The sequence below is a fragment of the Pseudomonas sp. P4_B4 genome, from assembly GCF_056402255.1.
Window position 1 is genome coordinate 188,541 of the sequence record NZ_JBFUHS010000007.1, and the last position, 16,869, is coordinate 205,409.

Sequence of the window (16,869 nt, forward strand, 5' to 3'; positions counted from 1 at the left end):
AAGGCCGGGAGTGAACTGTGGCTGGCGAACCATACTGATAATTGGGGGATACACAATGACCACGAGCATCACGGCGGACGGCTTCAGTGCCGACCAGCCTGCGTTCCTGTCCAAGGAGCGGATCATCGCCAAGCCCGGTTTCAACCGTTGGCTGGTGCCACCGGCCGCGCTGGCCATCCACTTGTGCATCGGCATGGCCTACGGCTTTTCGGTGTTCTGGTTGCCGCTGTCCAAGGCGCTGGGTATCACCGCTCCGGTGGCCTGCGCACCCGACATGAGTTTTATCGCACAAGTCTTTTCGTCCCAGTGTGACTGGCCGATCTCGATGCTCGGCTGGATCTACACCCTATTCTTCATCTTCCTCGGTTGCTCGGCCGCCATCTGGGGTGGCTGGCTGGAACATGCCGGACCGCGCAAGGCCGGTGTCGTATCGGCACTGTGCTGGTGTGGCGGTCTGCTGATTTCGGCGCTGGGGGTGTATACCCACCAGATCTGGCTGATGTGGATCGGCTCCGGGGTCATTGGCGGTATCGGCCTGGGCCTGGGTTACATTTCGCCGGTGTCGACCCTGATCAAGTGGTTCCCGGACAAGCGCGGCATGGCGACCGGCATGGCGATCATGGGCTTCGGCGGCGGCGCAATGGTCGGCGCTCCGCTGGCGGCGGCGCTGATGGGGCATTTCGCTTCGCCAACCAGCGTCGGCGTCTGGCAGAGCTTTCTGGTGATGGCCGCGATCTACTTCGTGTTCATGATCGGTGGCGCGCTGTCCTACCGCGTTCCGCCAACCGGCTGGAAGCCAGAAGGCTGGACGGCCCCGGCGAAAAAAGCCTCGAACGCGATGATCACTCATCGTCATGTTCACGTGAATGTGGCCTGGAAGACGCCGCAGTTCCGTCTGGTGTGGCTGGTGCTGTGCCTGAACGTATCGGCCGGTATCGGCATCCTCGGCATGGCGTCGCCGCTGTTGCAGGAAGTGTTCGCTGGCAAGTTGCTGGGCAATGACCTGACCTTCGGTCAGCTGGACGCCTCGCAACTGGCTTCAATCGCCGCCATCGCTGCCGGTTTCACCGGTTTGCTGAGCCTGTTCAACATCGGTGGACGTTTCTTCTGGGCTTCGTTCTCAGATTACCTGGGCCGTAAAAACACTTACTTCGTGTTCTTCGCCCTGGGCTTTGCCCTGTACGGACTGATTCCGAACCTGGGTCACCTGGGTAGCATCGCGCTGTTCGTGGCGGCGTTCTGCATCATTCTGTCGATGTATGGCGGCGGTTTCGCGACTGTTCCGGCGTATCTGGCGGACCTGTTCGGTACGCAAATGGTCGGTGCGATTCACGGTCGTCTGCTGACGGCGTGGGCTGCTGCCGGTGTGCTCGGTCCGGTGCTGGTGAACTACCTGCGTGAATATCAGCTGAGCATCGGCGTCGAGCGTGCGGCGGCTTACGACATCACCCTCTACATCCTCGCCGGCCTGCTGGTGCTGGGTTTCCTGTGCAACCTGCTGGTGCGTCCGGTGGCGGACAAGTACTTCATGACCGACGCCGAACTGGCCGCCGAACAGGCGCTGGGCCATGACAAAGGCGCTGACAGCAGCACCGTGCTGGAGTGGAAAGCTGCGCCGGGCACCAAGCCGCTGGCGATTGCGGCGTGGCTGGTGGTGGGCATTCCGCTGGCGTGGGGTGTTTGGGTGACTCTGCAGAAGACGGCGGTGCTGTTTCACTAAGTAAAACGCATAACCCCTTGTGGGAGCGGGCTTGCTCGCGAAGGCGGAATGCCAGTCAACATTAAAGGACATGTCTATCGCCGGAACCCCCGAATTCACTCCGTCAGGGATATCACCTCGTGTGTTTCTGTTTGGCGCCCGCACGCCTATAATGGCTGCCTTTTTCGCCCAATGATTTTGCGGAGCTGGTGATGGCCGAACGTAAGGCGTCTGTCGAGCGCGACACTCTGGAAACCCAGATCAAAGCCTCGATCAACCTCGATGGCACCGGAAAGGCCCGATTTGATATCGGTGTTCCTTTTCTTGAGCACATGCTGGACCAGATCGCCCGTCACGGGTTGATCGACCTGGATATTGTCAGCAAGGGCGACCTGCATATCGATGACCACCACACGGTGGAAGACGTCGGTATCACCCTCGGCCAGGCGTTTGCCAAAGCCATCGGCGACAAGAAAGGCATCCGTCGCTACGGCCACGCCTACGTGCCGCTCGATGAAGCGCTGTCGCGCGTGGTGATCGACTTCTCCGGCCGTCCAGGCCTGCAGATGCACGTGCCGTACACCCGCGCCACCGTTGGCGGCTTCGACGTTGACCTGTTCCAGGAATTCTTCCAGGGCTTCGTCAACCATGCATTGGTCAGCCTGCACATCGACAACCTGCGTGGCACCAACACCCACCACCAGATCGAAACCGTGTTCAAGGCTTTCGGCCGCGCCCTGCGCATGGCCGTCGAGCTCGATGACCGCATGGCCGGGCAAATGCCATCGACCAAGGGCGTTCTGTAATGCAGACAGTCGCGGTTATCGATTACGGCATGGGCAACCTGCATTCGGTGGCCAAGGCCCTCGAGCACGTCGGTGCCGGCAAGGTGCTGATCACCAGTGATGCCAACGTGATTCGCGAAGCCGACCGGGTGGTTTTCCCTGGCGTTGGCGCGATTCGCGATTGCATGGCGGAGATCCGTCGCCTCGGCTTCGATTCGCTGGTACGTGAAGTCAGCCAGGATCGTCCGTTCCTTGGCATCTGCGTGGGCATGCAAGCCTTGCTCGACACCAGCGAAGAGAATGACGGTGTCGACTGCATCGGCCTGTTCCCGGGCGCAGTGAAGTTCTTCGGCAAAGACCTACATGAAGACGGCGAACACCTGAAAGTCCCGCACATGGGCTGGAACGAAGTGAAGCAGAAGGTGAGTCACCCGCTGTGGCACGACATTCCGGACCTGGCGCGGTTCTACTTCGTGCACAGCTACTACATCGCTGCCGCCAACGCGCGGCAGGTAGTGGGTGGTGGTCACTACGGTGTCGATTTCGCCGCCGCGCTGGCCGAAGGCTCGCGTTTCGCCGTGCAGTTCCACCCGGAGAAAAGCCATACCCATGGCCTGCAGTTGCTGCAGAACTTCGCTGCGTGGGACGGTCGCTGGTAAATGGCAATCAAGAAGAAACCGCCGATTCTGACCCTCACTCCCGAGCAGGAGAGCGAGGCCAATCGCAAGATCAAGCGTTTCATGGAAGACCGCTTCGAACTCGACCTCGGCTCGTTCGAGGCAGCGGAGATTCTTGAGCTGTTTACCCGTGAAATTGCTCCGCACTATTACAACAGGGCGATTTTCGATGTGCAGGCGCACCTCAAAGAGAGGTTCGAAAGCATCGAAAGCGACCTGTGGGCGCTCGAGAAAAACTGATTTCCGAGCCAAGCTGAACATTCAAATTTGAAGGTTTGCCAGATGCTGATTATTCCCGCTATCGATCTTAAAGACGGTGCCTGTGTTCGTCTGCGCCAGGGCCGCATGGAAGATTCCACGGTGTTCTCCGATGACCCGGTGAGCATGGCTGCCAAGTGGGTGGAGGGCGGTTGCCGTCGTCTGCATCTGGTCGACCTGAACGGCGCCTTCGAAGGCCAGCCAGTCAACGGTGAAGTGGTCACCGCCATCGCCAAGCGTTATCCGAACCTGCCGATCCAGATCGGCGGCGGTATCCGCTCCCTGGAAACCATAGAGCACTACGTGAAAGCGGGCGTGAGCTACGTGATCATCGGCACCAAGGCCGTGAAAGATCCGGCCTTCGTCGCCGAAGCCTGCCGCGCGTTCCCGGGCAAGGTGATTGTCGGTCTGGATGCCAAGGACGGTTTCGTTGCCACCGACGGCTGGGCTGAAATCAGCACCATCCAGGTGATCGACCTGGCCAAGCAGTTCGAAGCCGACGGCGTTTCCGCGATCGTTTATACCGACATCGCCAAAGACGGCATGATGCAGGGCTGCAACGTACCGTTCACCGCCGCACTGGCTGCTGCAACAAAGATCCCGGTGATCGCTTCCGGCGGCATCCACAACCTGGGTGACATCAAGACCCTGCTCGACGCCAAGGCGCCAGGCATCATCGGTGCGATCACAGGCCGCGCGATTTATGAGGGCACTCTGGATGTTGCTGAGGCTCAAGCTTTTTGTGATGGCTACGCGGCCAGCTCCAAGCTGTAAGCTGCGAGCTGCAAGTTAAAAGCGCGATCGCGATCCGCTCTTACTTGCAGCTTATAGCTTGAAGCTTGCAACTCTTAATCGGAGATTAAGTATGGCTCTGGCCAAACGCATCATCCCTTGCCTGGACGTGGACAACGGCCGGGTGGTCAAGGGTGTGAAATTCGAAAACATCCGCGACGCCGGTGACCCGGTGGAAATTGCCCGTCGTTACGACGAGCAGGGTGCCGACGAGATTACCTTTCTCGACATCACCGCCAGCGTCGATGGCCGCGACACCACGCTGCACACCGTCGAGCGCATGGCCAGCCAGGTGTTCATCCCGCTGACCGTGGGCGGTGGCGTGCGCACCGTGCAGGACATCCGCAACCTGCTCAATGCCGGTGCCGACAAGGTTTCGATCAACACTGCAGCAGTGTTCAACCCGGAGTTCGTCGGCGAAGCCGCGCAGCATTTCGGTTCGCAATGCATCGTGGTGGCCATCGACGCGAAGAAGGTTTCCGGACCTGGCGAAACCCCTCGCTGGGAAATCTTCACTCATGGCGGTCGCAAGCCGACTGGCCTGGATGCCGTTGAATGGGCGAAGAAAATGGAAGGCCTGGGTGCCGGCGAAATCCTGCTGACGAGCATGGATCAGGACGGCATGAAAAACGGTTTCGATCTGGGCGTCACCCGCGCCATCAGCGATGCGCTGGGCATCCCGGTGATTGCTTCCGGCGGTGTCGGCAACCTGCAACACCTGGCCGACGGCATTATCGAAGGCCACGCCAGCGCGGTACTGGCGGCGAGTATTTTCCACTTCGGCGAATACACCGTGCAGGAAGCCAAGGCCTATATGGCCCATCGCGGAATCGTGATGCGTTAAACAAACCGATACAGGCCAGTGGACACCATGGCGTACCCAAGGCACTCTTGGGTACGCCATGGATTTCGGTAGCCAGACATGCTTAAACGCTTTCTTCTCGTCCTTGCCAGCGCTTCTCTGTTGCTCATCAACGGGGCGCACGCTGCCGACAGCCGCGATACCGACCTGGTGTTGCTGACGGAGAACTTCCCGCCATACAACATGGCGAAGAACGGCAAGAACTTCGCTCAGGACGAGAACATCAATGGCATCGCCACCGATATCGTCCGCGAGATGTTCAAGCGCGCCGACATTACCTACAGTCTGACGCTGCGTTTCCCTTGGGAGCGAATCTACAAACTCACCCTGGAAAAACCCGGTTACGGCGTATTCGTCATGGCGCGGTTGCCGGACCGCGAGAAGCTGTTCAAATGGGTCGGCCCAATTGGCCCGGACGACTGGATCATGCTGGCCAAGGCTGACAGCAAGATCACCCTCGAAACCTTGAATGACGCGCGCAAATACAAGATCGGCGCCTACAAGGGCGACGCCATTGCCGAGACGCTGGCCAAGCAAGGCCTCAACCCGATCGTTGTGCTGCGCGATCAGGACAACGCCAGGAAACTGGTCAACGGTCAGATCGACCTGTGGGCCACTGGCGATCCTGCCGGCCGTTACCTGGCCCGCCAGGAGGGGGTTAACGGGTTGAAAACTGTACTGCGTTTCAACAGTGCCGAACTGTACCTGGCACTGAACAAGGACGTGCCGGACGAGACGGTGGCCAAGCTCCAGGCGGCGCTGGACCAGATGCGCAAGGAAGGTCGGGTGGACGAGATCATGGCGCAGTATCTGTAGGACCCTGCACATATCAATGTGGGAGCGAGCCTGCTTGCGAAAGCGGTTTTACAGTCGACATTTGCAGTGACTGTCATGACCCCATCGCGAGCAGGCTCGCTCCCACAGTTGTTTGGTGGCGCCCGCGGATTAGCGGTACACCCCATCCTTCCCATGCGCCGCAGTCGCTTGGTTTCCACGCACACTGATCATCTGCCGGATATCAATCCACTCGATTCCCTGAGCTTTCAGCTTGGGCAGCTCGCGCTCCAATACCGCCAGCGTCTGCGGATACGGATGCCCGATCATCACCGCCGAACCCTGCTTGTGCGCGAGGCTGATCGCGGTCTGCAACTGGGTCAGGATCGCCGCTTCAGTACGCTCATCGTCGAGAAACACATCCCGCGAAACGCTCGCCAAACCGATCTTCTGCGCTTCGGCTGCGGCCACGGTCTGGGCGCTGGTGCGGCTGTCGACGAAGAATTTATGCCGGCGCTGCAAATCCGCCATCAACCACGCCATGGCGGCTGGCTGTGCGGTCATGCGGCTGCCCATGTGGTTGTTGATGCCACTGGTGTACGGGACCATTTCGAACGCGGCGTTCAGGCGTTTTTCCAGCTCCTCGACGGGCAACTCGGGATGCCAGGCGAACGGTCCGGTGGCCGGATCCATGGGCATGTGCAGGATGACGATCTTGCCGGCGCGATGGGCTTCGCGGGCGAATTCGGTGGCGTGGGGCGTGTCGGGCATGATTGCCGTGGTCACCGGGCCGGGCAGGGCGAGCACGCGGCGATCCCGGGGCAGGTTCTGCCCCAGGTCATCGATGATCAGGCTCAGGTAGGCTTTGTGGGGCGTCGATCCGGCGGGTTCTGCGTGAGCAACACCCGCCAGACAACACAATAGACCGATCAGCAACCGCAGAAACATCTCAACGGCCGGACGTGATGCTCAGCCCTTTGAGCAGGCTCAGGGCCTGGGCCAGTTGGTAATCATCGTCCTGTGGCATCGGCTTGGCTTTGCCGCTGGAGTCGGTCGGTTTGTCGGCGCCGCCGTTGCCGTTGCCCAGGTGACCCTGCAAGTCAGCTTCCTTGAAGTAATCGCTGTCCTGTTCGCTGGTGATCTTGGCCTTGCGTACTTCGATATCCGGCACGATGCCCTGGGCCTGGATGGAACGGCCGTTCGGCGTGTAATACAGCGCCGTGGTGATCTTCAATGCGCGCTCGTTGTTAAGCGGCAGAACCGTCTGTACCGAGCCCTTGCCGAAACTGGTGGTGCCCATCAGCACGGCGCGTTTCTGGTCCTGCAGGGCGCCGGCGACAATTTCCGAAGCCGAGGCGCTGCCGCCGTTGATCAGCACGACCATTGGCACGGCTTCGCTTTCGTCCTTGCCGGTGGCAGAGAAGCGCAACTCGGAGTTGGCGATGCGGCCCTTGGTGTAAACGATCAAGCCCTTGGTGATGAAGTGGTCGACCACTTCCACCGCTGCCTGCAGCACGCCGCCCGGGTTGTTGCGCAGGTCGAGAATGATGCCCTTGAGCTTCTTGCCGTTGTCCTTGCGCAGCTTGGCCAGGGCCTTGGAGACTTCTTCGCCGGTCTTGACTTGGAACTGGGTGATACGGATGTAGCCGTAGCCCGATTCCAGCAACTGGCTCTTCACGCTCTTCACCTGGATGACGGCGCGGGACAGGGTCACGTCGAACGGCGTGCCGCCGTCGCGTACCAGGGTCAGGGTGATTTTCTGGCCGATCTTGCCGCGCATCTTGTCGACGGCTTCGGTCATGCTCTGGCCGCGAGTCGGCTGGCCGTTGATCTTGACGATGAAGTCGCCGGCCTGAATACCGGCCTTGGAGGCCGGAGTGTCGTCAATGGGCGACACCACCTTGATGAAGCCGTCTTCGGCACCGACTTCGATGCCCAGGCCGCCGAATTCCCCGCTGGTGCTTTCCTGCAACTCGGCGAAATCTTCAGGACCGAGGTAGGCGGAATGCGGGTCGAGGTTGCTGAGCATGCCCTTGATGGCGTTTTCCAACAGGGTCTTGTCGTCCACCGGTTCGACATAAGCGGCCTTGATCCGGTCCATCACCTCGGCAAAGGTGCGCAACTCATCCAGCGGCAGTGGCGCCTTGGAGGTCGCAGCAGTGCCTGCAGGCGCAACCGCCGGGGCTGGTTGAGCGGCAAACGCCAGAGGCGCGCCGATCACCAGGGCGATCGTCAGGGCCAGCGAGGTAAGGCGGGACAAATGCAGCATGTCGAACGAACTCCTAATGTTGGTGACTCAACGCCTATCCTTGCGCGTGGCACCATTGCGCAGGGTCACTCGGGTGACCCTGCTGACGAATTGCGAAATACAGCGCTGGTGTGTCCTGCCCGCCACTGTTACCGACAGTGGAAATAGGCTCACCGGCTTTTACAACGTCACCGGCAGACTTGAGCAGCGTCTGGTTGTGACCGTACAGACTCAAATAACCATTGCCGTGGTCGAGAATCACCAGCAGCCCGGCGCCGCGCAACCAGTCGGCGAACACCACGCGACCACCGTGTACGGCACGGACCGCACTGCCGGCAGACGCGCCGATCATCACGCCATCCCACTTGGTCCGGGCATCGTCGCCACGGCTTTCACCGTAGCGCGCCAGCAGTCGACCATCGACAGGCCAGGGAAGTTTGCCGCGGGTTGACGCAAACGGGCCGCCAAAGGTCTCGCCGGAACTGGAAACCAGTGCGCCAGGTGTCGATCTGACCGGTTTGCGTGGGGCGTCGTCGCTGGCATCTGCCTGCGCCTGGGCCTCACGTAAACGCTTTTTTTCGGCTTCCTGCTGGGCGATCAGCGCTTTTTGCCGCGCTTCTTCTGCCTCACGAGCCTGGCGTGCCAGGGTTTCTTCAATGGTTTTAAGGACTTTAGACAGGTCTGCCTGATCCTGCTCGCGCGCCGCCAGTTTCTGATCGCGAGCCTTTACGTCGTCATTGAGCTTGGCCAGGACTTGCTGGCGCTCCTTGCGGACTTTCTCGAGCTCGTCACGCTGGGTGTCGAGGCTGCTTTGCTGCACCAGCAATTGCGCCTGCTGCATGGCGATGTCTTTCTCGACATTGGACAGTTGGCGCAGGGTTTCGTTGAAATTCTTCAGCTGCTCCAGGCGAGCCTGGCTCAGGTAGTCGTAATAGGTGAGGGTACGGGCGAATCTTTCCGGATTCTGCTGGTTGAGCAGCAACTTGAGGTATTCCTGGCGACCGTTCTGGTAGGCCGCCCGGGCCTGAATGGCGATCAGTCGTTGCTGTTCAATGCGCGCGCTCTGGAGTTTTTTTTTCTCTGCATCGAGTCGCTGCAGCTCGGCTTCGCTTTTCTTCAGCTCTTTTTGCAGGGCTTCGACCTGCTTCTCGAGCTTGCCCATTTCGGTTTCGGTGCCCTTGAGCTCTTTTTGCACACCGGACTTTTCTTCCTGCAGCTTGCCCAGCAGCTTCTTCAGCTCGGCAATGTCCTGACGCGTGGCGTCCAACTGTTGTTGGGTATCTGCGCGCTCGTCAGCAAAGGCCGGTTGGAGCAGGCAAGTCAGAGCTAGGGCTATCAGGACGCGGAGCATAGGGGCGGGCGGCACCAGGGAAAGGGACGGCCTAGTATGCCCGCCATGGGCGGCAAAAAAAATGCCCATTTCTGACTGTGTGATGACTGGAATGAAGTTACCCCTGAAAACACCCCAAAACCACTGTGGGAGCGAGCCTGCTCGCGATGGCGTCCTGACATTCAACGGGTTAGTTGGCTGTCAGATTGCTATCGCGAGCAGGCTCGCTCCCACAGGGTATTGGGGGGCTTGAGCGGCCGGATTACACCAGAATCGAAGTCCCGGTCATTTCCGCCGGTTGTTCAAGGCCCAGCAGCTTCAGCATGGTCGGCGCCACGTCCGCCAGTACGCCGCCTTCGCGGACCTTCAGGTCGCGCTTGCCGACATAGATGAACGGTACCGGCTCGGTGGTGTGCGCGGTGTGCGCCTGGCCGGTGGTTTCATCGGACATTTGCTCGACATTGCCATGGTCAGCGGTGATCAAGGCTTCGCCGCCGACTTTTTCCAGGGCATCGACGATGCGACCCACGCACAGGTCCAGGCATTCAACGGCCTTGACCGCCGCTTCGAACACGCCGCTGTGGCCAACCATGTCGCCGTTGGCGTAGTTGACCACGATCACGTCGTAACGCTGGTTTTCGATGGCATCGACGATGCGGTCGGTGACTTCCGGCGCACTCATTTCCGGTTGCAAGTCATAGGTGGCGACTTTCGGTGACGGAATCAGGATGCGTTCTTCGCCCGGGAACGGTTCTTCGCGGCCGCCGGAGAAGAAGAAGGTCACGTGGGCATATTTTTCGGTTTCAGCGATGCGCAGCTGGGTCTTGCCGTTTTTCGCCAGGTAGTCGCCCAGCACGTTTTCCAGGCTGCCGGCAGCGAAAGCCGAAGGCGCAGGGATGCTGGCGGCGTATTGGGTCAGCATGACGAAACCGGCCAGTTTCGGCTGGCGGGCACGCTCGAACTCACTGAAATTGTCTTCGACGAACACGCGGGTCAGCTCGCGGGCGCGGTCGGCGCGGAAGTTCATGAACACCACGGCGTCGCCGTCTTCGACTTTTACCGGCTCACCAATGGAGGTGGCTTTGACGAATTCGTCGCTCTCGCCGCGCTCGTAGGCCGCTTGCAGGCCTTCCTGAGCGGTGGCGGCGTTGAATTCGCCCTGGCCATCGACAATCAGGTTGTAGGCCTGGGACACGCGGTCCCAACGATTGTCGCGGTCCATGGCGTAGTAGCGACCGATGATGCTGGCGATCCGGCCTTTGCCCAGGGCCTGGAAGGTCGCGTCGAGCAGTTCGATCGATGACTGCGCGCTTTTCGGCGGAGTATCGCGGCCGTCGAGGAAGGCGTGCAGGTAGATGTTCTGGGCGCCGCGCTTGAAGGCCAGTTCGGCCATGGCGACCAGGTGATCCTGGTGGCTATGCACGCCGCCATCGGACAGCAGGCCCATGAAATGCACGGCTTTGCCAGCGGCGACGGCTTTGTCCACGGCAGCGCAGATGGTCGGGTTCTCGAAGAACTCGCCGTCACGGATCGATTTGGTGACGCGCGTGAAGTCCTGATACACCACGCGGCCGGCGCCCAGGTTCATGTGGCCGACTTCGGAGTTGCCCATCTGGCCATCCGGCAGGCCGACGTCCATGCCGCTGCCCGAGATCAGGCCGTTCGGCACGGTGGCCCACAAACGGTCGAGTACGGGCTTTTTGGCCGCATAGATGGCGTTGGATTCGGGGCTGTCACTGTGACCGAAGCCGTCGAGAATCATCAGGACCAAAGGTTTAGGCGTGGTAGTCATGGAATCCACTCGTGGCTGAGGTAATAGGGGTAATGGAAAAGGGAGTCGCAGTTTAAAGCGAAGTTCCGGCCGCGTCACCGCCGGACGGGGTTTGGCCCACCATAGTGGCTGTGTATACTGGCCGACATTTTAACGCCCTGGAACCTCCTTCGATGGTTGCTCACCTGATTGAATTCGCCACTAACCACTACATTCTCGTCGGTATCTTCGTCGTACTGCTGGCGTTGCTGATTGCCTATCAAATGCAGGGCGGCGGCCGTAGCCTGAGCACCGGCGAACTGACCGGCCTGGTCAACAAGGACGCCGGCGTCGTGGTTGATATTCGTCCGAGCAAGGATTTCGCCGCCGGTCACATTGTCGGTGCGGTGAACATTCCCCAGGACAAACTGGCCACCCGCGTTGGCGAACTGGAAAAACACAAGGCCAAGACCATCATCCTGGTCGACGCCATGGGCCAGACCGCCGGCACCCACGCCCGCGAATTGATGAAATCCGGCTTCACCGCCGCCAAGCTGTCCGGCGGTATCTCCAGCTGGAAAGCCGACAATCTGCCATTGGTGAAGTGATATGAGTAGCGTCGTCGTCTATTCCAGCGATTACTGCCCTTACTGCTCACGAGCCAAATACCTGCTCGAGAACAAAGGCGTGGCCTTCGAAGAGATCAAGGTCGATGGCAAGCCGCAGGTGCGTGCTGCGATGGCCCAGAAAGCCGGGCGTACGTCCGTGCCGCAAATCTGGATCGGCAGCACCCACGTGGGCGGTTGTGATGATTTGTTCGCCCTGGACCGCGCCGGCAAGCTCGACGCGCTGCTCAGGGCCTGACGGCAATACCCCAAACAAGCAACCCTAAATGAACACTGGATCAAGAAGGATCTGCGATGACTGACCAACAGAACACTGCTGCGAACGAAGAAGAAACTGCACCGCAATTCTCCTTGCAGCGCATTTATGTGCGTGACCTGTCCTTCGAAGCTCCGAAAAGCCCGGCGATCTTCCGCCAGCAGTGGGAGCCGAGTGTCGCTCTGGATCTGAACACCCGTCAGAAGACGCTGGAAGCTGACTTCCACGAAGTCGTGCTGACCCTTTCGGTTACCGTGAAAAACGCTGACGAAGTGGCGTTCATCGCTGAAGTGCAACAGGCCGGGATCTTCCTGATCAAGAACCTGGATGACGCTTCGATGAGCCACACCCTGGGTGCGTTCTGCCCGAACATCCTGTTCCCGTACGCTCGCGAAACCCTGGACAGCCTGGTGACCCGCGGTTCGTTCCCGGCACTGATGCTGGCTCCGGTGAACTTCGATGCACTGTACGCGCAAGAGCTGCAACGCATGCAGGCTGCTGGCGAGACTCCGACCGTTCAGTAAGCATTTTTGAGCGTCGAAGCAAGTCCAATGTGGGAGCGGGCTTGCTCGCGAAAGCGGTTTTTCAGTCAACATTCATGTTGAAGCTGATGACCCCTTCGCGAGCAAGCCCGCTCCCACATTTTTTATGCGGTGTTACTTAAAGCCGTTCTGACGCCAGGCTTCGTACACGGCGACCGCCACGGTATTCGACAGATTCAGGCTGCGGCAGCCCTCGCGCATCGGCAGGCGCAGGCGTTGCTCGCCGGGCAGGGCGTCCAGTACGTCGGCGGGCAAGCCCCGGCTTTCCGGGCCGAACAGGAACGCGTCGCCCGGGGCGAAGCTGGCATCGTGGAACGGCCGCGAGCCCTTGGTGGTGAAGGCGAACAGCCGTGGATGGCCGAGGCTCTCCAGGCAGCTGGCGAGGTCCGCGTGGCGTTGCAGGGTGGCATACTCGTGGTAATCGAGGCCGGCCCGGCGCAGGCGCTTGTCGTCCATCTCAAAGCCCAGCGGCTCGATCAAATGCAGGTGGCAGCCACTGTTGGCGCACAGCCTGATAACGTTGCCGGTATTCGGCGGAATTTCTGGTTGGAAAAGGATGACGTGAAACATGCACGGCTCCGAAGGCAAAGATGACGCGCATTCTACGCCGCCAGAAGGCGTGCGTTCGAAACTATTCCTGCGGGTGATGGGCTCACTGGCGATTGTCGGGGTGATGGTCGGGATGATGATCGGTCGCCTGACCACGCCAGACCCCAGTCAGCTGCAGCAGGTTGAAGTGACGAGCGACGGGCTGGTGGTGTGGTTCAACAACGAACCCAAGACCCACGGAGAGATGGTTGATGGCAGTGTCGCGCTGCTGTTTGGTGCCGAGGGCAAGGCGCAGAAAGGTCAGCTCAAGCTCAGCGGCAAGGACGTGAACTGGCGGGTTCGTTTGAGTGATGGGGGGTTGTTGCTGACACTGGTAGCGGCCCGGCCCCTGCAGGGCGAGTGGGCCGGTAGCGAGGTCGATGACCGCTGGCGGCTGGAGATCCATCTCCGGGAGCAATAAAAGAGGGAATCCCCGGCCTGCCTGTACCAAGGTTCCCGAAACGGGAGGCTCGTCGCGAATGCGGTGTGAGCCCGGTGTAAAGAGGGAGCCCCTGACCTGCCTGTATCAAGGGCCCCAAAACTGCTGGGCTCGTCGCGGATGCGGTGTGAGCCCGATGTAAAGAGGGGAATCCCCGGCCTGCCTGTACCAAGGTCCCCGAAACCGGGTAGGTGAACTGATTCACTTGAAAGGGTTATTGCAGGGGGCGTGCCAGGTTTTAATAGTTTGGAACAAAAAATTTCTTTGATGCGCTGAAAGCCCCGAGATTCGGGGCTTTCGTGTTTTTTAGAAAGGGATTCGATTGCGAAAGCAGGCGGGGATTCGAAGCCGTTTTTGTGCGCGATTGCGGTTCACGGTGCATTGCGGCGGTGCACTGATAACCCAAAAAGCATCGCGAGCAGGCTCGCTCCCACAGGGTTCGACGGTGTCTACACGATAGTGAAAACACCGAAAATTCACTGTGGGAGCGAGCCTGCTCGCGATTGGATGTAACTGACAGCGAAGTACTAAAGGCTGATTAGCCCTCATCCCCCTCATCATCATCCCCGCCATCAACCTTCATCCCCAATTCCTTGATCTTGCGGGTCAGGGTGTTGCGCCCCCAGCCCAGCAAGACGGCGGCATCGCGGCGGCGACCGGCGGTGTGCTTGAGGGCGGTTTCGATCATGATCCGCTCGAAGGCCGGCACGGCGCTGTCGAGCAGGCTCGACTGACCACGGGCCAGCGCCTGGTCAGCCCACTGGCGCAGGGCCTGTTCCCAGTTGGTCACGGGCGCCGAGTCCTGAGGCAGGCTCAGCAGCTCCGGCGGCAGGTCGCCGATGTGCACTTCGCGACCCGAAGCCATCACCGTGATCCAGCGGCAGGTGTTCTCAAGCTGCCGCACGTTGCCCGGCCACGGCAGGTTCTTCAGGTATTCCTCGGTTTCGCTTTTCAGCAGCTTCGGCTCGACTGCCAGTTCCTGGGCGGCGCGGCCGAGGAAGTGCTTGGCCAGGGTCGGGATGTCTTCGCGGCGATCCGACAGGCGCGGGATATGGATGCGGATCACGTTGAGGCGATGGAACAAGTCCTCACGGAATTTCCCGGCATGCACCAGGGTTTCCAGATTCTGGTGAGTCGCGGCGATGATGCGCACATCGACCTTCACCGGCACATGGCCGCCGACTCGGTAGAACTCGCCATCGGCCAGTACCCGCAGCAAGCGGGTTTGGGTGTCGGCTGGCATGTCACCGATTTCATCGAGGAACAGTGTGCCGCCATCCGCCTGTTCGAAGCGCCCGCGTCGCAGGTTGGCCGCGCCGGTGAACGCGCCTTTTTCGTGGCCGAACAGTTCGGATTCCATCAGGTCTTTGGGGATCGCCGCCATGTTCAGTGCAATGAACGGCGAAGCGGCGCGCGGGCTGTGGCGATGCAGCGCGTGGGCCACCAGTTCTTTACCGGTACCCGATTCACCATTGATCAGCACGGTGATGTTGGAGTGGCTCAAGCGCCCGATGGCGCGAAACACTTCCTGCATCGCCGGCGCTTCGCCGATGATTTCCGGGGTGCGGGTCAGGGTCGGGGCAACTTCCAGGCCTTGTTGTTCCTGGGCGTGCTGGTTGGCGCGCTTGACCAGGGAAACCGCCTCGTCGACATCGAACGGTTTGGGCAGGTACTCGAAGGCGCCGCCCTGATAGGACGCGACAGCGCTGTCCAGATCGGAGTGCGCGGTCATGATGATCACTGGCAGCCGTGGGTGCTGTTCGCGAATCCGCGCCAGAAGCTCCAGGCCGCTGGCGCCGGGCATGCGGATGTCGGAGATGATCACGTCCGGCTGCTGGCGCGCCAGGCGGCTCATCACGCCATCGGCGCTGTCGAAGCTTTGCGTGGTCATGCCTTCCTGTTGCAAGGCTTTTTCCAGGACCCAACGGATAGAACGGTCGTCATCGACGATCCACACGGTTTCACTACGGCTCATGTCGATGTGGCTCCTTGTTCCAGTGGCAGAAAGATCGAGAAGGTGGTGTGGCCGGGGTGGCTGTCACATTCGATCAGGCCCTGGTGCTGGCTGATGATGTTCTGGGTAATGGCCAGGCCCAGCCCGGTACCGTCCGGACGACCGCTGACCATGGGGAAGAAAATGGTTTCCTGAAGTTCAGCAGGGATGCCCGGACCGTTGTCGATGATCTCGATCTTGGTCACCAGGCGATGGCGCACGTGGCCGATGGTGAACTGGCGCATGGCGCGGGTGCGCAGGCTGATGCGGCCCAGGCGCAGTTCGTTCTGGCTGCTGATGGCCTGCATGGCGTTGCGCACGATGTTCAGGACTGCCTGAATCATTTGTTCGCGATCGATCAGGACGTCGGGGATGCTTGGATCGTAGTCGCGCACCAAGGTGATGCAGCCCTGGCTTTCAGCCTCCACCAGATGGCAGACACGCTCCAGCACTTCATGGACATTGCACATGGCCAGCGACGGCAGCTTGTTGGAGCCGAGCATGCGATCGACCAGGTTACGCAGGCGGTCGGCTTCTTCGATGATGACGTTGGTGTAGTCGCGCAGGCTTTCTTCCGGCAGTTCCCGGGCGAGCAATTGTGCCGCGCCGCGAATCCCGCCCAAGGGGTTCTTGATTTCATGGGCAAGGCCGCGCACCAGCATCTTGCTGGTTTCCTGTTTCGACAGCTGTGCTTCTTCTTTGGTGATCCGCAGCAGGCGGTCACGAGGGTGGACTTCGAGCAGCAGCATCGTGTCGCCGTTGCTCAGAATCGGCGTTACCGCGTAGTCGACGGTCAGGGTCTGGCCGGTGAGGGCGGTGAGCATGGCTTCGCGCTTGGTGAACGGATGCGCTTGCTCGACGGCCTGGCGCAACGAGTTCAGTGCCTCGGTCGACTCGGTGAACAACTCACTGATGAACTGCCCATGGCTGCGCTGGCCGCTGATGGCCAGCAGCATCTCCGCCGCCGGGTTCATGTACTCGAGGCGCAGTTCGGCGTCGAGCAGGATGGTGGCGGTGGTGAGGTTATCGAGTAGCAAACGGTGGAGTGCGTCGCTAATGGTCATCGGGACCTCTTTTAGGGCAGAGCATGCGCAAAAAAAAACGCTGGTACGGGCAAAATGCAAAAACCAAACCAAGGCTCCGAAAAGAAGCGTTCAGCGCCTGAAACAGGCGTTTGACGCTCGTTTGCGTGGCGCTCTGCCAGCTTTTGCGGGTACTTTCGAACCAAAATGGGTTGGAATGTGAGTACG

18 protein-coding genes are annotated in these 16,869 nt (G+C 60.4%); 11 read left to right on the forward strand and 7 right to left on the reverse strand.

From position 1 onward, the window contains the following. Window positions 1-55 precede the first annotated feature (55 nt). The 7 genes from AC1DVE_RS11115 (at window position 56) to AC1DVE_RS11145 (ending at window position 5,889) form a co-directional block, all read left to right on the forward strand. Entirely contained in the window at window positions 56-1,720 is a 1,665-nt protein-coding gene (locus AC1DVE_RS11115) for an OFA family MFS transporter (RefSeq protein WP_223457481.1), read from the forward strand. Window positions 1,721-1,911: 191 nt separating this feature from the next. Next, window positions 1,912-2,505, forward strand: a complete 594-nt coding sequence (gene hisB / locus AC1DVE_RS11120) for an imidazoleglycerol-phosphate dehydratase HisB (RefSeq protein WP_003218037.1) — start codon at window positions 1,912-1,914, stop codon at window positions 2,503-2,505. Beyond that, window positions 2,505-3,143 (forward strand): imidazole glycerol phosphate synthase subunit HisH, encoded by a 639-nt coding sequence (gene hisH / locus AC1DVE_RS11125; RefSeq protein WP_057712412.1) that lies wholly within the window; start codon window positions 2,505-2,507, stop codon window positions 3,141-3,143. The genes hisB and hisH overlap by 1 nt, the downstream gene beginning before the upstream one ends. After that, window positions 3,144-3,401 (forward strand): DUF2164 domain-containing protein, encoded by a 258-nt coding sequence (locus AC1DVE_RS11130; protein WP_093227621.1) that lies wholly within the window; start codon window positions 3,144-3,146, stop codon window positions 3,399-3,401. A 42-nt stretch (window positions 3,402-3,443) separates the two neighbouring features. Further along, window positions 3,444-4,193, forward strand: coding sequence for a 1-(5-phosphoribosyl)-5-[(5-phosphoribosylamino)methylideneamino]imidazole-4-carboxamide isomerase (gene hisA, locus AC1DVE_RS11135; RefSeq protein ID WP_046040868.1), 750 nt, complete (start codon window positions 3,444-3,446; stop codon window positions 4,191-4,193). 91 nt (window positions 4,194-4,284) lie between these two features. Beyond that, the gene (gene hisF / locus AC1DVE_RS11140) at window positions 4,285-5,055 is read left to right on the forward strand and encodes an imidazole glycerol phosphate synthase subunit HisF (RefSeq protein WP_007972752.1); all 771 of its coding nucleotides are present in this window, start codon (window positions 4,285-4,287) and stop codon (window positions 5,053-5,055) included. Window positions 5,056-5,133: 78 nt separating this feature from the next. After that, window positions 5,134-5,889: a substrate-binding periplasmic protein gene (locus AC1DVE_RS11145; protein WP_223457482.1), complete on the forward strand. Its 756-nt coding sequence runs from the start codon at window positions 5,134-5,136 to the stop codon at window positions 5,887-5,889. 129 nt (window positions 5,890-6,018) lie between these two features. On the opposite strand, the gene AC1DVE_RS11150 is transcribed toward AC1DVE_RS11145, so the two are convergent. The 4 genes from AC1DVE_RS11150 to gpmI form a co-directional block, all read right to left on the reverse strand. Further along, window positions 6,019-6,795, reverse strand: coding sequence for a divergent polysaccharide deacetylase family protein (locus tag AC1DVE_RS11150; RefSeq protein ID WP_223457484.1), 777 nt, complete (start codon window positions 6,793-6,795; stop codon window positions 6,019-6,021). 1 nt (window position 6,796) lies between these two features. Beyond that, window positions 6,797-8,116, reverse strand: a complete 1,320-nt coding sequence (locus AC1DVE_RS11155) for a S41 family peptidase (RefSeq protein ID WP_223457486.1) — start codon at window positions 8,114-8,116, stop codon at window positions 6,797-6,799. A gap of 34 nt (window positions 8,117-8,150) precedes the next feature. Next, entirely contained in the window at window positions 8,151-9,446 is a 1,296-nt protein-coding gene (locus AC1DVE_RS11160; RefSeq protein WP_154861217.1) for a murein hydrolase activator EnvC family protein, read from the reverse strand. Window positions 9,447-9,687: 241 nt separating this feature from the next. After that, window positions 9,688-11,217 (reverse strand): 2,3-bisphosphoglycerate-independent phosphoglycerate mutase, encoded by a 1,530-nt coding sequence (gpmI, locus tag AC1DVE_RS11165; RefSeq protein WP_218429645.1) that lies wholly within the window; start codon window positions 11,215-11,217, stop codon window positions 9,688-9,690. Window positions 11,218-11,369: 152 nt separating this feature from the next. On the opposite strand from gpmI, the gene AC1DVE_RS11170 reads away from it, so the two are divergent. Genes AC1DVE_RS11170 through secB form a run of 3 tightly spaced genes read left to right on the forward strand, consistent with a single transcriptional unit; the run spans window position 11,370 to window position 12,581 of the window. Then, window positions 11,370-11,783: a rhodanese-like domain-containing protein gene (locus AC1DVE_RS11170; RefSeq protein WP_223457488.1), complete on the forward strand. Its 414-nt coding sequence runs from the start codon at window positions 11,370-11,372 to the stop codon at window positions 11,781-11,783. A gap of 1 nt (window position 11,784) precedes the next feature. Next, the gene (grxC, locus tag AC1DVE_RS11175) at window positions 11,785-12,039 is read left to right on the forward strand and encodes a glutaredoxin 3 (RefSeq protein ID WP_150726523.1); all 255 of its coding nucleotides are present in this window, start codon (window positions 11,785-11,787) and stop codon (window positions 12,037-12,039) included. Window positions 12,040-12,095: 56 nt separating this feature from the next. After that, a complete protein-coding gene (secB, locus tag AC1DVE_RS11180; protein WP_223457492.1) occupies window positions 12,096-12,581 on the forward strand; it encodes a protein-export chaperone SecB in 486 nt (161 codons plus the stop codon). Window positions 12,582-12,713: 132 nt separating this feature from the next. Here the strand turns inward: secB and trmL are convergent, their stop codons facing one another. Next, window positions 12,714-13,169 (reverse strand): tRNA (uridine(34)/cytosine(34)/5-carboxymethylaminomethyluridine(34)-2'-O)-methyltransferase TrmL, encoded by a 456-nt coding sequence (gene trmL / locus AC1DVE_RS11185; RefSeq protein WP_223457500.1) that lies wholly within the window; start codon window positions 13,167-13,169, stop codon window positions 12,714-12,716. Here trmL and AC1DVE_RS11190 point away from each other — a divergent pair. After that, window positions 13,168-13,608 (forward strand): hypothetical protein, encoded by a 441-nt coding sequence (locus AC1DVE_RS11190; RefSeq protein ID WP_223532753.1) that lies wholly within the window; start codon window positions 13,168-13,170, stop codon window positions 13,606-13,608. The two genes, trmL and AC1DVE_RS11190, sit on opposite strands and share 2 nt — an antisense overlap. 556 nt (window positions 13,609-14,164) lie before the next feature. Here AC1DVE_RS11190 and ntrC read toward each other — a convergent pair. Continuing rightward, entirely contained in the window at window positions 14,165-15,601 is a 1,437-nt protein-coding gene (ntrC, locus tag AC1DVE_RS11195) for a nitrogen regulation protein NR(I) (RefSeq protein ID WP_046040882.1), read from the reverse strand. Further along, window positions 15,598-16,683 (reverse strand): nitrogen regulation protein NR(II), encoded by a 1,086-nt coding sequence (gene glnL, locus AC1DVE_RS11200; protein ID WP_057712404.1) that lies wholly within the window; start codon window positions 16,681-16,683, stop codon window positions 15,598-15,600. The genes ntrC and glnL overlap by 4 nt, the downstream gene beginning before the upstream one ends. Window positions 16,684-16,869: the final 186 nt, after the last annotated feature.